The sequence below is a fragment of the Pseudolysinimonas kribbensis genome, assembly GCF_030161895.1.
GTDB lineage: Bacteria > Actinomycetota > Actinomycetes > Actinomycetales > Microbacteriaceae > Pseudolysinimonas > Pseudolysinimonas kribbensis.
The window spans coordinates 2,522,197-2,537,380 of the sequence record NZ_BSVB01000001.1 but is presented as its reverse complement, the minus strand read 5'-3'; the positions used below and the strand labels follow the sequence as shown (position 1 = coordinate 2,537,380).

12 protein-coding genes and 1 pseudogene are annotated in these 15,184 nt (G+C 71.8%); 6 read left to right on the top strand and 7 right to left on the bottom strand.

What is annotated here, in order from left to right; all coding sequences use genetic code 11:
* Position 1: 1 nt before the first annotated feature.
* Positions 2-544: a hypothetical protein gene (locus QQK35_RS14035; RefSeq protein ID WP_284254720.1), complete on the bottom strand. Its 543-nt coding sequence runs from the start codon at positions 542-544 to the stop codon at positions 2-4.
* Between the two features lie 164 nt (positions 545-708).
* Here QQK35_RS14035 and QQK35_RS14030 point away from each other — a divergent pair, with 164 nt between their 5' ends.
* Positions 709-2,421, top strand: a complete 1,713-nt coding sequence (locus tag QQK35_RS14030) for a hypothetical protein (RefSeq protein WP_284254719.1) — start codon at positions 709-711, stop codon at positions 2,419-2,421.
* On the opposite strand, the gene QQK35_RS14025 is transcribed toward QQK35_RS14030, so the two are convergent.
* Complete coding sequence (locus tag QQK35_RS14025; RefSeq protein ID WP_348534949.1) at positions 2,418-4,253, bottom strand: thioredoxin domain-containing protein; 1,836 nt, start codon at positions 4,251-4,253, stop codon at positions 2,418-2,420. The genes QQK35_RS14030 and QQK35_RS14025 overlap by 4 nt on opposite strands.
* Before the next feature lie 7 nt (positions 4,254-4,260).
* Positions 4,261-5,088 carry an aldo/keto reductase gene (locus tag QQK35_RS14020; RefSeq protein ID WP_284254718.1) on the bottom strand — a complete coding sequence of 276 codons (828 nt, stop codon included), beginning with the start codon at positions 5,086-5,088 and terminating at the stop codon, positions 4,261-4,263.
* Here QQK35_RS14020 and QQK35_RS14015 point away from each other — a divergent pair.
* The 5 genes and pseudogenes from QQK35_RS14015 (at position 5,048) to QQK35_RS13995 (ending at position 11,046) form a co-directional block, all read left to right on the top strand.
* Positions 5,048-6,091, top strand: a complete 1,044-nt coding sequence (locus tag QQK35_RS14015) for a DUF2891 family protein (RefSeq protein ID WP_348534948.1) — start codon at positions 5,048-5,050, stop codon at positions 6,089-6,091. The genes QQK35_RS14020 and QQK35_RS14015 overlap by 41 nt on opposite strands.
* A gap of 35 nt (positions 6,092-6,126) precedes the next feature.
* Positions 6,127-9,935 (top strand): annotated as a pseudogene (gene hrpA, locus QQK35_RS14010) (ATP-dependent RNA helicase HrpA).
* Between the two features lie 114 nt (positions 9,936-10,049).
* Positions 10,050-10,526: a hypothetical protein gene (locus tag QQK35_RS14005; RefSeq protein ID WP_284254716.1), complete on the top strand. Its 477-nt coding sequence runs from the start codon at positions 10,050-10,052 to the stop codon at positions 10,524-10,526.
* Between the two features lie 17 nt (positions 10,527-10,543).
* Positions 10,544-10,795, top strand: coding sequence for a type II toxin-antitoxin system Phd/YefM family antitoxin (locus tag QQK35_RS14000; RefSeq protein ID WP_284254715.1), 252 nt, complete (start codon positions 10,544-10,546; stop codon positions 10,793-10,795).
* Complete coding sequence (locus tag QQK35_RS13995; RefSeq protein ID WP_284254714.1) at positions 10,792-11,046, top strand: Txe/YoeB family addiction module toxin; 255 nt, start codon at positions 10,792-10,794, stop codon at positions 11,044-11,046. The genes QQK35_RS14000 and QQK35_RS13995 overlap by 4 nt, the downstream gene beginning before the upstream one ends.
* 5 nt (positions 11,047-11,051) lie before the next feature.
* Here QQK35_RS13995 and QQK35_RS13990 read toward each other — a convergent pair whose 3' ends face one another.
* Genes QQK35_RS13990 through QQK35_RS13975 form a run of 4 tightly spaced genes read right to left on the bottom strand, consistent with a single transcriptional unit; the run spans position 11,052 to position 14,925 of the window.
* Positions 11,052-11,879, bottom strand: a complete 828-nt coding sequence (locus QQK35_RS13990) for a carbohydrate ABC transporter permease (RefSeq protein WP_284255710.1) — start codon at positions 11,877-11,879, stop codon at positions 11,052-11,054.
* Complete coding sequence (locus QQK35_RS13985; RefSeq protein ID WP_284254713.1) at positions 11,879-12,814, bottom strand: carbohydrate ABC transporter permease; 936 nt, start codon at positions 12,812-12,814, stop codon at positions 11,879-11,881. The genes QQK35_RS13990 and QQK35_RS13985 overlap by 1 nt, the downstream gene beginning before the upstream one ends.
* A gap of 19 nt (positions 12,815-12,833) precedes the next feature.
* Positions 12,834-14,090, bottom strand: a complete 1,257-nt coding sequence (locus QQK35_RS13980) for an ABC transporter substrate-binding protein (protein WP_284254712.1) — start codon at positions 14,088-14,090, stop codon at positions 12,834-12,836.
* Between the two features lie 58 nt (positions 14,091-14,148).
* Positions 14,149-14,925, bottom strand: coding sequence for a sugar phosphate isomerase/epimerase family protein (locus QQK35_RS13975; protein WP_284254711.1), 777 nt, complete (start codon positions 14,923-14,925; stop codon positions 14,149-14,151).
* Positions 14,926-15,184 lie beyond the last annotated feature (259 nt).

Sequence of the window (15,184 nt, the reverse complement as noted above, 5' to 3'; positions counted from 1 at the left end):
CCTACGGCTGGGCGCCGACCGAGTTGCGCGCCCCCTCGTCATCGATGCGGCCGACGCCCGCCGCGGCCTTGACCGCGTTGTCGTTGCCGACGATGCGCCCCGATCCGATGCGTCCCTGGCCGTCGATCTCGTTGCGATCACCGTGGATCTCGATGCCGCCGACGTCGCCGCCCACGACGATCTGGTCGTCCTGGCCCTCGATCTGCACGCTGGCGCCCGCGTCGGCGAGCACCTGGTTGCGATCGCCGTGGATCTCGATGGCGCCCGCGCGGCCGGCCGTCACGGTGATCCCATCGCCGTTGACGATGAGCGCGGGGCAGTCCGGCGCCTGATACGCGCCCGGCGCGTTGATCGTGCATGAGGCCGCGCCCACCGTCGGCCGCGGCGGCGAGACCGGTGTTCCGGAGGGCCGCGGCGCGGCGGACGACGTCGTCTCGGGGCGCTCGGACGCTCCGCCGCCGAGCGCGGTCGACAGCGGCGTGCACGCCGTCAGCGCCCCGACGAGGAGAACGAGCGGCGCCAGCAGCAGCACGCGGCGGATCACGCGGCGAGCCTATGCGCGCCCGGCGACGAACGTCGAGGGCCCTCGGGAGAAGCAGGACGCGCATCCGATGAGACGGATCTCATCGGACGAGGCTGGCTCGCGACGCGGCTGCGCTGCCATACTCCGCTTACCTGAAATCAAACCGCCTCGGAAGTTGTCCCCCCATGCCTGTCCGAAGGTGGTGGCGCTCGTTGCTGCGCGCCGCCGTGACCCTGGTCGCCGCCCTCGGCCTGGGGCTGTGCCTGGCGTCGCCCGCGCAGGCCGCCGTGTCGCTCGGGATCGGCCCGCAGATGATCCACCCGGGCACCGTCGTCGAGATCGCCGGGGCGAAGAACGCCGACGCGGCGGTCCGGGTCACCGTCCAGCCTCCTGGCCACGTCGTGACCGATGTGAGCACCGCCTGCACCGGAACCGGCTCCGGATCGACGGCCTGGTCGTGCGCGGTCGCACCGCCGGGCGCATGGGCGCTCGGCGACACCCGGGTCGTCGCGATCTCGACGGGTCCGTCCGGCACCGAAGAGGCCATGGGCAGGTTCGTCGTGGTGCCGGATGCGGTGCGCAATGCGCATCCCACACCGACGCCGCCGCTGTCGACGCCGGTCCCGACTCCGACGCCCACCCCCACTCCGACACTCACGCCGACTCCCACCCCGACGCCGACTCGAGGCCCGGGCCCGCCCCCGCGCGTGGTGCCTGCGGCCGTCCCCGCGCCGCGCGCGACCTCGGTTCCCGCGGTCGCCGTCTCGCAGCTCCCGACCCTCGCGCAACCCGTCGAGCCGGCCCCCGCACGGGCGCCGAGCGTGCGTCACGCCGCCGCGAGCCCGCGGACCGCACCGCCCGCACCGCGCGTGGTGCTCGGCGATCGGGTGCCGACCCTCCAGCAGATCCTGGCGCATCCGGAGTCGTTCGCCGCCGCCGGCGGGCTCGGGTCGCTCCTCCTGCTGCTCATCGCGATCCCGGCGCACTTCCTCGACGACACGGTCGGCTCGAACGCATGGCGATTCCACCGCGCGCGGGCCGGCCTCGCCGCCCTGCTCGCGCCGCTCACCGCCGTGCTCGCCCCCGTGCGCACCCTCTGGCGGCGGCTGCCCCACCTGCACATCTCCGTGCCGATCGTCATCGTGCTCGCAAGCGTCGCCTTCGGATTCGCCGACCCCGAGTACGGGGCGGACGCCGACTCCCTGCGGTCCACGCTCTCGCTCATCATCGGCCTCGGCCTCGTCCTGCCGCTGCCGGCGATCCTGACCGCGCGGATCGCCCTGCGGCGCTGGCATGCCCCGGCGCACCTCGTCGCCCAGCCGGCGGCGCTCGCGCTCTCGATCATCGGCGTGCTCGCCTCACGGACCTTCGGCTTCGAACCGGGGCTGCTGATCGGCCTGGTCATGGGACTCGAACTGGCCGTCGGCGCTCGCGAGAGCCACCATCGCTGGGCCACGACGCTGCGCCTCTCGCTGGTCGCCGCGGTCTCCGTGCTCTGCTGGATGGTCTACTCGCTCGTGCATGCCCTCGGCGAGCAGGCCATCGGCTTCGGCTGGGACCTGGCGCGGGAATCCCTCGGCGCCGCAGCCGACGAGGGGCTCACGGGGCTCGTCGTGGCGCTGCTGCCGATCACCTTCATGGAGGGCAAGGAGCTGTTCGGCGGGAGCCGGCGGACCTGGGCGGCGCTCGCCATCCCCTCGGCGTTCCTGTTCGCCCTCATCGTGGTGCCGACGTCGCTCGAGGACACCACGCGCGAGCCCCCGCTCTGGCTGATCGCGACGGTGCTCGCCGGCTTCGGCGTGCTCGCGATGACCGTCTGGCTGATCTTCCGCGAGCTCGCGCGGCACGATCCGGCGCCGGTGGAGGCGCCCGAGGAGGAGCCCGCGGTCACCCGCTAGGCGCCGCGCCGCTCGATCCCGACCCGGCGAGGAGCGTGGCGAGCTCCGCGGCGTCCGAGACCGGGAGTCGGCACACGAACTGCTCGCACCAGTAGGCGGCGGGTCGCCCGTCGCGCGGCGCCCGCCCGGCGAAGAGCTCGAAGCCGGCGTCCTCGAAGGCCACGGCCTGCGAAGCGGTGACGAGCGCGACCGCGTCGGCGACGGCCGTGCGCGCGACACCGGCCAGCGGCGCCCGATCGGCCTCGTCCCCCACCACCACGAGCTGCCGAGCAGGCCGAGCCAGCCGCGCCGCCAGCTCGAGCGCTGCCCCGTACGCGCTCGCGCGGCCCGCGGACTCGGCGATCGCCGGCGCGATCGAGGCCGCCGCGAGCTCGCGATACCCGTCCTCGCCAGTGACCGCCCAGAGCAGCAGGGCGGCGTCGGCGAGCAGCGCAGGGCCGGACGGCGTCGCGCCGTCGGCGAGGTCGGGCGCGAGCGCGAGCCCCTGCGCCGACAGCACCGGATCCGCCCCTCGGGCGGACCGCTGCCCGCCGCGTCGACGAGCTCCCGGGCGCGGATCGCGTGCCGCACGTCGCCGCTCGCGAGCGCGAGGCGCAGCAGGCCGCCGGCCAGGCCGCCGTAGTCCTCCAGGGTCGCCACGGCATCCGATGCACGTCCATCGAGCGAGGACCGCACCAGCCGCCCGCCGTCGCGCACGGGCAGCGCGTCGGCCGCGACGGCGGCGGCCGCGACCCACTCGGGGCGGTCGAACCGCGCACCGGCCTCGGCGAGCGCCCCGATCGCGAGCCCGTTGAGACCCGTGAGCACCTTGCGGTCGAGCGCCGGCGCCGGATGCCGCGCCCGCTCTCCCGCGTCGAGCCGGTACCAGCCGCCCTCGCTGCGCTGCCCCCGAGGTCGCTCTCGGAATCCTGCGCCGACGCGAACGCGCGCGACGGCAGCCGCAGCGTGTCGAGCAGGAAGCCCGCGATCCCGGTCGCGATGCGCTCGGCGCCGGGATCGAACGGGGCCAGCCGCGCCGCGAGCGCGAGCAGCTGCGCGTTGTCGCCGAGCATGCGCTCGTAGTGCGGCTCGGTCCAGTCGCGCTGTGTCGCGTAGCGGAAGAAGCCGCCGTCGACCGGATCGCGCAGCGGCGATGCCGCCATGATCGCGAGCGTGCGGCGGGCGAGCTCGCGCGGGCCGTGCTCGGCGAAGAACGCGAGGACGGGGGCGTTGGGGAACTTGGGTCCGCGGCCGAGGCCGCCGAACTCGGGATCGTCGAGGGCCGCGATCGCATCGGCCGCGGCATCCAGGTCGACGGCTTCGGCATCCGGAGCCGGTCGCCGCTCGGCGAGCGCCCCGACGAGCGCCGAGGCGATCGCGCCCACCTCATCGCGCCGCTGGGTCCACGCATCCGTGATCGCCTCGAGCACCTCGCGGAACGCCGGCACACCCTGCCCCGCGCGCGGCGGGAAGTAGGTGCCCGCGTAGAAGGCGCCGCCCTCGGGCGTCGTGAAGACGCTCAGCGGCCACCCGAGGTTCTGCGTGAACGCGCCCGCCTGCGCGAGCATGGCCGCGTCGACATCCGGATGCTCCTCCCGGTCGACCTTGATCGCGACGAACCGCTCGTTGAGGTACGCCGCGAGCTCCGGGTCGGAGAAGCTCTCGCGCGCCATGACGTGGCACCAGTGGCAGGTCGCGTAGCCGACCGACACGAACACCGGCACATCGCGGCGCCGGGCCTCGGCGAAGGCCTCCTCGCCCCACGGCCACCAGTCGACCGGGTTGCCCGCATGGGCGAGCAGGTACGGACTGGTGGAGTCCGCCAGCCTCGAGGAGCCCTGCCGGGAGGCCACGAGGGCCTCAGTTCAGCGTGTCGGGATCCGCACCCGAGCGCACACCGGTGTCCAGGGCGTCGATCGCCGCCATCTCGTCGGCCGTCAGCTCGAAGCCGAAGACGTCGAAATTCTGACGCATGCGGTCGCGGTTGTTCGACTTCGGGATCACGACCAGGCCGTGCTGCAGGTGCCACCGGATGACGACCTGGGCGGGCGCGACGCCGTGCGCGCCGGCGATCTCGGCGAGCGGTCCCGAACCGAGCACGTCGACGACGGCATGGCCGAGCGGGCCCCACGACTCGGTGAGGATGCCGTGCGCGGCGTCGTAGTCGCGCAGCTCCTGCTGCACGAAGAAGGGGTGCAGCTCGATCTGGTTGATCGCGGGCACTGTCCCGGTCTCGGCCGCGAGGCGATCGAGGTCCTGGGTGCGGAAGTTGGAGACGCCGATCGATGTCGCCTTGCCGGCATCCCGGATCTTCTCGAAGGTCTGCCAGGTCTCGACGAACAGGTTCTTGCCCGGCGCCGGCCAGTGGATGAGGTACAGGTCGACGTGGTCGAGTCCGAGCTTGCGCAGGCTGTCGTCGATGCCGGCGAGCGCGGTCGCCTCGCCGTGCTCGGTGTTCCAGAGCTTCGTCGTGATGAAGAGCTCGTCGCGCGGGATGCCGGACTTCGCGATCGCCGCGCCCACGCCCTCCTCGTTGCCGTAGAGGGCGGCCGTGTCGATGTGCCGGTAGCCGACCTCGAGGGCGTCGGTGACGATCCGCTCGGTCTCGGCGGGATCGACCCGGAAGACGCCGAAACCGAGCTGCGGGATGGAGTGGCCGTCGTTGAACTGCAGGCTGGGCACCGTCATGCCTCCAGCCTGGCACGTCGCGACTAGGCTCGCCGACCGTGACCGCGTTGCACGACGTCGCCGAGATCTACGCCCCGGCGATCATCGCCGCCGTGCGCCGCGAGTACCCGAACGGACCGCGGCACACGATGCACGGACCGGACGATCAGGTCACCCTCGCGGCGCGCATCCGGCCTTCTACGGCTGCTTCGACTGGCACTCCGCGGTCGAGATGCACTGGGCGCTCGCGGTGCTCGTGCGCAGCTTCCCGAGCGCACCGTTCGTCGGCGACGCCCGCGCGGTGCTGGGCGAGCACTTGACCGCGGCGAACCTCCGCGCGGAGGCCGCCTACGTCGAGGCCGCGCCGTCGTGGGAGCGGCCGTACGGCTGGGGATGGGCCCTGCAGCTCGCGGCCGAGCTCGCCGAGTGGGGCGCCGACGGGGAGGCCGACGCGCGGGCCTGGGCGGCGGACCTCGCGCCCCTCGCCGAGCGGCTCGCGGACGGGTTCGTGCGCTGGCTGCCGCTGCTCGCCTACCCCGAGCGGGTCGGGATGCACTCGAACACCGCCTGGGCGCTCACCCGGTCGTTGCCGTACGCGCGCCAGCAGGCCGCCGCGGGCGATCCGGCGCTGTTCGATGCGATCGGCACGGCGGCGCGCCGCCTGTACGCGGCGGACCGCGACTACCCGTTCGGCTATGAGCCGTCGGGCGCCGACTTCCTCTCCGGCGGCCTCGCCGAGGCCGGCCTCATGCGCGAGGTGCTCGGCGACGGGTTCGGGGCGTGGTGGGGCGGGTTCGGCGGGGCGGTGGATGCGATCGCGACGCCCGCGGTCATCCTGAACCCCACCGACGGGCAGGGCGCGCACCTCATCGGCCTCAACCTGCACCGCGCGCACGGCTTCCGCGCGCTCGGCATGACCGCGGCCGCCGACGCGCACCTGACCGCCTCGCTGCCGCTCGTCACGGGCGGCGACTGGATGGCGCAGCATTGGCTGGCCGCGTTCGCGGTGCTCGCCCTGCGCTGAGCGCCGCGGCCCCGGCGCCGTATCCTGAAGGGCTCATGTCCCCGCCGTCCGGCACCGCGCCCCTGCGCATCTCCTACCCGCCCGAGCTGCCCGTCAGCGCCGCTCGGGACGAGCTGGCGCGCGCCATCGCCGGCAACCAGGTGGTCATCGTGGCCGGTGCCACCGGGTCGGGGAAGACGACGCAACTTCCCAAGATCTGCCTCGAGCTGGGGCGCGAGCGCATCGCGCACACCCAGCCGCGCCGGATCGCCGCCCGCTCGATCGCGGAGCGCATCGCCGAGGAGCTCGGGGTCGACCTGGGCGGGGTCGTCGGGTACCAGGTGCGCTTCGACGACCGGTCGGCGCGCGACACCCGCATCAAGCTCATGACCGACGGGGTGCTGCTGGCCGAGATCAACCGCGACCGGGAGCTGCGCCGCTACGACACGATCATCCTCGACGAGGCGCACGAGCGGTCCCTCACGATCGACTTCCTGCTCGGGTACCTGCGCGAGCTGCTGCCGAAGCGGCCCGACCTCAAGGTGATCGTCACGAGCGCGACGATCGACCCGCAGAGCTTCGCGGCGCACTTCGCCGGCCCGGATGGCGTCCCCGCTCCGATCGTCGAGGTGAGCGGGCGCACCTACCCCGTCGACATCCGCTACCGCCCGCTCGTCGCGGAGGCGTCGGAGGACGAGGAGGGGGAGGCGAGCGACGACCGCGACGTGCAGCAGGGGATCGTCGACGCTCTCGCGGAGCTGAGGCGCGAGGCGCCGGGCGACGTGCTCGTGTTCTTGTCGGGCGAGCAGGAGATCCGGGATGCCGCGGACGCCGTGGCGGGACGGTTTCCGGAAACGGAGGTCCTCCCCCTCTACGGCCGGCTGAGCGCGGCCGACCAGCACCGGGTCTTCTCCCGCGGCACGAGACCGCGGGTCGTGCTCGCGACCAACGTGGCCGAGACCTCGCTGACGGTGCCCGGCATCCGGTACGTCGTCGACGCCGGCACCGCCCGCATCTCGCGCTACAGCCCGCGCGCGAAGGTGCAACGGCTGCCGATCGAGGCGATCAGCCAGGCGAGCGCGAACCAGCGCTCCGGGCGCGCGGGTCGCACGGCGCCGGGCATCGCGATCCGGCTGTACGCCGAGGAGGACTTCGAGCGTCGCCCGGAGTACACCGACGCCGAGATCCTGCGCACCAATCTCGCGGCCGTGATCCTGCAGATGATCTCGCTCGGGCTCGGCGACATCGCGTCGTTCCCGTTCCTCACCCCGCCCGACCCGCGCGGCATCCAGGACGGCCTCGACCTCCTCCTCGAGCTCGGCGCGGTCGCACCCTCCCCCATGGCCCCGCCCCCGTAGCCAAAAACGCCCACTCCGCGGCGCGAGGAGTGGGCGCTTTTGGCAAGGGAACGCAGGCGATGGCCATCACGGCGGTCGGGCGGGAGCTCGCTCGGCTGCCGGTGGACCCGCGGTTCGGGCGCATGCTCGTCGAGGCCAAGCGCAACGGCGTCGCGCGCGAGGTCGCGGCCATCGTCGCGGGACTCTCGATCCAGGACGTGCGCGAGCGGCCGCTCGAGAAGCGCCCGCAGGCGGACCAGGCGCACGCCCGCTTCGCCGACCCGACCTCCGACTTCCTCGGGCTCCTGAAGCTCTGGGATCACCTCGACGAGCAGCGCCGCGAGCTCTCGAGCAGCGCGTTCCGGCGGATGTGCAAGGCCGAGTTCTTGAACTACCTGCGGGTGCGCGAGTGGCAGGACCTGTACCGCCAGATCCTGTCGCAGAGCGGTCTCAAAGCGGGGCCGCCGAAGGTCGACCCGGATGCCGTCCACCGCTCGCTGCTGAGCGGCCTGCTGTCGCGCATCGGCCTCCGCGACGACCGCACGAAGGGTCGCGCCACGGAATTCCTCGGCTCCCGCCAGCAGCGCTTCGCGATCTTCCCGGGGTCATCCCTCGCGAAGAAGCCGCCGGCCGCCGTCATGGCGGGCGAGCTCGTCGAGACCAGCCGCCTGTTCGCCCGGACCGTCGCCGCGATCGATCCGGCGTGGGCCGAGTCCCTCGCGGGCGACCTCGTCGAGCGCACCTATTCCGAGCCGCGCTGGGAGAAGCGGCAGGGCTCGGCCGTCGCCGACGAGCGGGTGACGCTGTTCGGGGTGCCGATCGTGTCGAAGCGCCGCATCCAGCTCGCCCGCATCGAGCCCGAGCGGGCGCGCGAGCTGCTGATCCGGCACGCCCTCGTCGAGGGCGAGTGGCCGTACGACATCCGCCGCAACGCCCTCTACGCCTTCGACCGTGACAACCGGGCGCTGCGGGCCGAGCTCGGCGAGCTGGAGGAGCGCGCCCGGAGGCGCGACATCCTGTCGGGCGACGAGGCGCTCGTCGAGTTCTACGACGCCCGCGTCCCGGCCGACGTCACCGATGTGCGCCGCTTCGAGCGCTGGTGGAAGGCGGCCCGCGCCGAGCAGCCGGACCTCCTCACGATGACCCGTGCCGACCTGCTCGAGCAGGAGCACGACGAGGAGTACCCCGACGAGCTCGGCGGGTTCCGCCTCGACTACCGGTTCGAGCCCGGGGCCGCCGACGACGGGATCACCGTCGAGATCCCGCTGGCACGGCTCCCCGCGGTCGGTCCGGCGGGCTTCGATCGCCTCGTGCCGGCCCTGCGCGAGGAGCTCGTCACCGCCCTCCTGCGCACGCTGCCCAAGGCGATCCGCCGCGACCTCGTGCCGGCCGGCGACTGGGCGCGCCGGCTGCTGCCCACCCTGTCCGGCGATCCCGGGATCCCCCTCACGCAGGCGCTCGCCGACGCCGCCCGCGCGATGGCGCACGTGGTCGTGCGGCCCGAGGACTTCGACCTCGAGCGCCTTCCCCCGCACCTGCGGGTGAACTTCGCCGCCGTCGACGAACGCGGCCGCCGGGTGGGTGCCTCGAAGGACCTCGGTGAGCTGCAGGCGCGGCTCGCGGATCGCACTCGCACCTCGGTCGCGAAAGCCGTCGCGCCGCCGCGCTCGGCCCTCGAACGCGACCGGATCGAGCGCTGGGACCTCGGCGATCTCCCGGCGGTCGTGGAGAACGGCCCGGTGCGCGGCTACCCGGCCCTGACCGTCGAGACCACGCGCGAGGGCGACCACGTCGCGCTGCGGGTGCTAGCGAACGCCGGCGAGCAGGCGGTGGCCCACCGCGCGGGCGTACGCCGCCTCATCGCGCTGACCCTGCCGAGCCCCGCCTCGTACGTGCAGGAGCACCTCACGACGACCGAGAAGCTGCACCTGGCCGCGAGCCCCTACCGGTCGGTCGCGGCGCTCATCGAGGATGCCGTGCTCGCGGTCGTCGACGACGTCGCCGGCGAGCGCGCGCCCTTCGACGCGGCGGGATTCGAGGCGCTCCGGCAGGAGGCGTCGGCGGCGCTGATCGACCGCACCTTCGCGCTCGTCGGCCTCGCCGCCAGGACGCTCGCCGCGGCGCGCGACGCCGACAAGGCGATCTCGGCCGCGTCGGGTCTGGCGCTCATGTCGCCGCTCAGCGACGCCCGCGCCCAGCTCGAGGCGCTCATCCACCCCGGCTTCGTGCGGATCACCGGTGCCGCGCAGCTGCCGCGCGTGCCCGTCTACCTTGCGGGCATCGTGCACCGCGTGCAGCGGATGGCGGAGAACCTGGGGCGCGATCGGGTCTGGCAGAGCGAGACCGAGCAGGCGCTCGCGCTCTATCGCGACGCGGGCGGTCCGCTCCCGCTCGAGCTCGCGACCCCGCAGCGGCTCGTGGAGGTGCGGTGGATGCTCGAGGAGCTCCGCCTGTCGCTGTTCGCCCAGCCGCTCGGTGCGCGCGGTCCGGTGAGCGTGCAGCGCATCCGCAAGGCACTCGCCGGCTGAGCCCCGTCGATACGGCCCCGGACTAGTCCTCCACAGGCGTCGAGAGTGATTGCGCCGTCCCGGTCACCCCGCGTGCGATCCGGAGCGACCCGCTCGCCTCGCTATCGTCCCCGCATGATCGTCGAGTCGGGTTACGACCTGTTCCTGCTGTTGTCGGCGCAGCCGGGAACCGAGTTGGCGATGGTGACCCTCGACGCCGACCTTCGACCGATTCACCGGTCGATCGTGGAACGGGACTACGACGGGGTCCTCGACGAAGGGATCCTCGCCCGGGTCGATGCGCTGGTCGAGAAGGAGGATGGCGCGTGCTTCGCCGTGCTCGGACACCGCGTCAGCGACGCCACGGGATTCCTCCAGCACCTGGATTGGGACGCGGAGAAGGCGTTGCTCGACATCCTCCGCTGCCGGTCGATCGACCTTCTGGGTTACATGGGCTACGACAGCGAGCGGTGGGCGACCACCGGCCCCGTCTATCGGTTCACCGACTATCCGCTCGCCGACCACGTGCCGCGGACTCTCGTGGTGCGCGGTCCGCATCCCTTCCTCGAGTGCCGGTGCATCGCCTGCCAGAACCGGGGTGGATGTACATGATCAAGTACAATCCTGGAATGAAGACGATCTCGTTCTCCGAGTCGCGCGCGAACTACGCCGCCACGCTCGACGCGGTGGTCAACGATCGCGAGGAGGTCGTGGTCACCCGTGCCGGACACGACCCGGTCGTGATCGTCAGCCTCGCCGACTACGAGTCGCTCAAGGAGACGGCGTATCTGCTCCGAAGCCCCCGCAACGCCGCGCGGCTGCTGCGATCCATCGAACGGCTCGAGCACGGCGACGGGCTCGAGCACGACCTCGTCGAGTGAGGCTCGTCTGGGATGAGGATGCCTGGTCCGACTACGTCTTCTGGCAGGGCGCCGATCGCGCCATCGTGCGACGCATCAACGCGCTGCTGCGCGACATCGAGCGCACCGGTCACGAGGGGATCGGCAAGCCCGAGCCCCTGAAGCACGGGTTCCGCGGCTACTGGTCGCGACGCATCACCGACGAGCATCGCCTGGTCTACCGGATCGAGCGCGACGAGATCCGGATCGCGGCCTGCCGATACCACTACTGAGGGCGTCAGTCCTTGACCGACCCCGCCGCCAACCCCGCCGTGATGAAGCGCTGGAAGACGATGAACAGCACGACGATCGGGATCGCGACCACGGTCGACGCCGCCATGAGCGGCCCCCACTGCGTGCCGTACTGCCCGATGAACGAGTTGAGCGCGACCGTCACCGGCTGCGCCTCCTGCCGCGGGTTCAGCGTGATGCCGAGCGTGAACTCGCCCCAGGTCATGACGAAGGTGAAGGCCATGACGGTCACGAGCCCCGGCCGCACCACCGGCAGCACGATCCGCCAGAACGCCTGCCAGCGGTTGCAGCCGTCGACCTCCGCCGCCTCCTCGAGCTCTCGCGGGATCCCGAGGTAGAACGGCCGCAGCACGATGACGGCGAACGGCAGCGCGATGACGGTGTCGCCGAGGATCAGGCCCCAGGGCGAGTTCGTGAGCCCCGCCTGAGCGAACAGGGCGAACATCGGCAGCGCGAGGTTGATCGTCGGCAGCAGCTGCGCGAGCAGGAACGGCAGCAGCAGCAGGCTCGTCCATCGCAGCTTCAGCCGCGCGAAGCCGTACGCGGCGGGCGCGGCGATGACGAGCGTCACGAGTGTCGTGCCGATCGACACGATGAAGCTGTTGCTGAGCGCCCGCAGCATCTGGGCGTTGCCGAAGACCGCCGTCACGTAGTTGCCGAAGTCGAACGACGTCGGGAACCAGGTCGGCGGCGAGGTGAAGAGCTGCGACTGCGGCTTGATCGAGGTCGTGACCATCCAGTACAGCGGGAAGATGTAGATCGCGACCAGGACGACGCCGATGATCGTCAGAACCCAGCGGCGGCGATGCAGCATCACAGCGAAGTCTCCTCACGGCGCCGGAAGAACAGGTAGACGATCGAGAGCAGCAGCGGGATGACGAGCAGCACGTTCGCCGCCGCCGCCCCGTCGCCGAGACGGAAGTACTCGAACGAGAGCTTGTAGACCGCGATGGACAGCACGTTGGTGGCGTTGGCGGGCCCGCCCGACGTCATCACGTAGATGATGTCGAACACCTTGAACGTGTGCACGAAGCCCAGCAGCAACGCCGTGAGGATCACCGGCCGCATGAGCGGGGCGGTGATGCTCCAGAACCGGCGCCAGGCGCTCGCGCCGTCGATCGCCGCGGCCTCGTAGAGCGTCGTCGGGATCGTCTGCAGACCGGCGAACACGAGCATCATGTGGAACGGGATGCCGATCCAGATGTTCGAGATGATCACGGCTGGCAGGGCGGTCGACGGGTCGGTGAGCCAGGCCTGGGTGGTGTGGATGCCGAACAGCCCCAGGAAGGCGTTGATGACGCCGTAGCTGCCGGCGTACATCCACCGCCACAGGCTCGCCGACACGACGGCCGGCAGGACCCAGACGACCATCATGATCGCGCGCAGCAGGCCCGACAGCGGGAAGCCCGTGTTGAAGAACAGCGCGAAGCAGAATCCGATGACGTGCTGGAAGACGAGCGACCCGACGGTGAAGATCAGCGTGATGGCGAGCGAGCTGAGGAAGTCGGGCGACGAGATGAAGTCGAGGTAGTTCTGGAGGCCGACGAACGCGGCCCCACCCCGGAGGAAGTTGCCCGCGTTCACGTCGAACACGCTGAGGTTGAACGTGTACGCCAGCGGATAGAACATCAGCAGCAGCAGGTAGAACAGCGCCGGTGCGACGAAGAGGTAGCGCGCCGAGCGGCGCGCCAGGCGCCGGCCGGCCGTCCCGCGAGGGACGGTCGGCCGGGTCTGGGCGATGGCGGTCATACGGTGGCTGATCTCCGGATCAGGGCAGGAGCGGCTTGACCGTCGCGGCCGCCTTGTCGAGAGCGTCCTTCGCCGTCGCCGAGCCCGAGATGGTCGACTGGATGGCGATCACCACCGCGTCGGCGATCTCGGCGTAGTTCGAGCCGTAGGCCCGCGGTCGCGCGACCTGCAGCTGCTTCGTGAACGTCTTGATCGCATCCGAGTCGCTGAAGGGCTGGGTGTCGGAGCGGGTCGGCAGGCTGCCGTTCTGCTTCGCGAGGTACTCGAGGTTCGCCGGCTGCTGCAGCCACTTCACGAGATCCCACGAGGCCTGCTCGTTGGGCCCATCGGTGATGAGGTAGTTCTCGCCACCGAGCGCCGACGCCGACTCCTTGTCCTTCGGCAGGAGCGCCACCCCGTAGTCGAGGTTCGGCGCGTCCTTCGCGAGCGTCGGGATCTGCCACGGTCCGTTGATCATCATCGCGGCGCGGCCCTGAGCGAACTCCACCTCGGCGGCGGTCTGGTCCCAGTTGAGCGCCTCCTTGGAGACGCTGCCGTCCTTGACGAGGCCGGCCCAGAAGTCGAGGGCACGCACCGAGTCGGGCGAGGTGAGCTTGTTCAGGTCGCCGCCGGCCTGCCACAGCGTCGGCAGCCACTGGAACACCGCCTGCTGGTTGTTGATGGCCGAGAACGAGAGGCCGTACCGGCTGCCCGACTTGAGCTTGAGGGCGTCCTCCTTCAGCTCGTCCCAGGTGGTCGGGGGCTTCAGGCCCGCGTCGGCGAGCGCCTTCTTGTCGTAGAACAGGGCGAGGCAGTTCGCCGTGATCGGCAGGCCGTAGACCTTGCCCTTGTAGGTCGCCGACGCGATGAGGCCCTTGGGGTACTTGGAGAGCTGGCCCCAGTCCTTGAGCTGCTTCGTGAGGTCGGCCGCGATGCCGGTCTCGGCGAACTGCTGGTGGTCCGGGCTGTTGATGATCACGATGTCGGGCACCGAGGCGGCGCCCGCCGACTGCAGGAGCGTCTGCTTGAGCTGGTCGTAGGCGACGTACTGCCGGTCGACGGTGACGTTCGGGTGCGACTTCTCGTACTTCTTGATCATCGTGTCCAGCCCGTCGCTGGCCGTGGTGCCCGGCTGGTAGTAGTCCCACCAGGTGAGCTTGACAGGACCGTCCGAGTGGCTCGGCTTCGCGGCGCCGCCGCCGCCGGGTGCGCAGGCTGCGAGGCCGGTGACGGCGACGGCCGCCACCGCCAGCGCCGCGAGCCGCGACCGCATGCGGCCGTGTCGTGATGCGGACATCTGTTCTCTCCTTCGTCGTTGAATGCGAGTGGTGCGGGGCCCGGCCGGAGCCGGGACGTCAGGTACGTGCGGGTGGGTGGGAGTCCAGCCAGTCGCGGGACACGCGCAGGCCGTCCTCGAGCGACGCCGATGACTCCTCGTCGACGCAGATCCAGCCCGGATAGCCCACGTCGCGCAGGGCGCTCAGGATGCCGACGAGATCGAGGTCGCCCTGGCCGAACAGCCGCCACTGGCCGTCGGCGTAGTCCTTCAGGTGGATGTTGTCGATGACGCCCGCGAACTCAGCGATGAAGCCCGGGATGTCCTCGACGCCCGACTTGGCCAGGTGCGCCGTGTCGACCGTGAGCCCCACGAGCGGCGACCCGTCGGCCGTCTGCACCGCGCCGAAGAACGCGCGCACGTCATCCGGGGTCATGACGGGCTGGTCGAAATGGTGGTGCAACGAGAGCGCGACGCCCAGCTCGCGGGCGCGGCGGCCGTGCCCCGAGAGGCTCGTCGCGTATGCCTCGAGCAGCGCGCGGTCCACGCCCTCGTGGGTGCGGTTCTGGCAGTAGACGACGCGTTCGGACCCGACCGCGCCGGCGAACTCGATGACCCGCGCGAGGCGTTCCTCGCCGGCGGCATCCGGCACGTCGAAGAAGATCACGGCCGAGGCGACGCCGGGCTCCGGGTAGCGCGCTCGGAAGGCGCCGGCGTCATCAAGCCACGGCGTGAACTGGTTCATCTTGAGCTGCAGGCCGTCGTAACCGGCCGCGCGGAATCCGCCGAGCAGGGCCTCGGTGTCGGCGTCGGTGCGGGTGGGCTTGCTGAAGGCGATCCGGTTGCCGGCGCTCACGGCAGGAGCCCGTTCTCGAGTGCGACCGGCTGCTCGGTCCGCGCCGACTCGTAGGCAGCGAACAGGAGGAGAGCGTCTTGAGGTTGTCCTCACCCGAGTTGCCGGGCTGCGTGCCGCTGTCGAGGGCGTCGAGCAGGCGCTCCAGACTGCGGTAGGCCGAGATCGGCTTGCCGTCGCCGGCGCACGGGTTCGAGGTGGTCTCCACGCCGTCGGCGGTGTGGACCTCCAGGGCGTCGTAGGTGAGTCGCAGCGTGCCGGT

Bases quoted from the DNA above. Each gene is read 5' to 3' on its own strand.
- QQK35_RS14030 (WP_284254719.1), top strand. From the start codon at position 709: ATGCCTGTCCGAAGGTGGTGGCGCTCGTTGCTGCGCGCCGCCGTGACC.
- QQK35_RS14015 (WP_348534948.1), top strand. From the start codon at position 5,048: ATGGAGTGGCCGTCGTTGAACTGCAGGCTGGGCACCGTCATGCCTCCA.
- QQK35_RS14020 (WP_284254718.1), bottom strand. From the start codon at position 5,088: ATGACGGTGCCCAGCCTGCAGTTCAACGACGGCCACTCCATCCCGCAG.
- QQK35_RS14005 (WP_284254716.1), top strand. From the start codon at position 10,050: ATGATCGTCGAGTCGGGTTACGACCTGTTCCTGCTGTTGTCGGCGCAG.
- QQK35_RS14000 (WP_284254715.1), top strand. From the start codon at position 10,544: ATGAAGACGATCTCGTTCTCCGAGTCGCGCGCGAACTACGCCGCCACG.
- QQK35_RS13990 (WP_284255710.1), bottom strand. From the start codon at position 11,879: ATGCTGCATCGCCGCCGCTGGGTTCTGACGATCATCGGCGTCGTCCTG.
- QQK35_RS13985 (WP_284254713.1), bottom strand. From the start codon at position 12,814: ATGACCGCCATCGCCCAGACCCGGCCGACCGTCCCTCGCGGGACGGCC.
- QQK35_RS13980 (WP_284254712.1), bottom strand. From the start codon at position 14,090: ATGTCCGCATCACGACACGGCCGCATGCGGTCGCGGCTCGCGGCGCTG.